The 317-nt window shown below is 66.2% G+C and carries 1 protein-coding gene; it reads right to left on the reverse strand.

Annotation, left to right across the window (positions count from 1 at the left end; all coding sequences use genetic code 11):
* Positions 1–71: 71 nt before the first annotated feature.
* Positions 72–317 (reverse strand): aldehyde dehydrogenase family protein (locus EN807_RS34000; RefSeq protein ID WP_135938053.1); only part of this gene is annotated, 246 nt, incomplete at its 5' end.

Consider the following 317-nt stretch of genomic DNA (forward strand, 5'->3'; position numbering starts at 1 on the left):
GCGGCTCATGGCAAATGGCGAAGCCGAGATCGCGCCCTTTCTCTATCCGCCTGCGCCGGCCTCTGCTCCGCCTACTCCGCCGCCTCGTACCCCGCGATGCCCTTGATCTCCAGGAAATCCTCGAGCCCATATTCGGCATACTCGCGGCCGTTGCCGGACTGCTTGTAGCCGCCGAAGGGCAGGCCGGCGTCCCAGGTGGGGTAGTTGATGTAGACGTTGCCGGAGCGCATGCGGGCGGCGACGGCGCGCGCCTTCTCGATGTCCTTGGCCTGGATGTAGGAGGCTAGGCCGAAGACGGTGTCGTTGGCCTGCTCGAC

The organism is Mesorhizobium sp. M5C.F.Ca.ET.164.01.1.1 (assembly GCF_004792125.1).
Lineage (GTDB): Bacteria > Pseudomonadota > Alphaproteobacteria > Rhizobiales > Rhizobiaceae > Mesorhizobium > Mesorhizobium wenxiniae.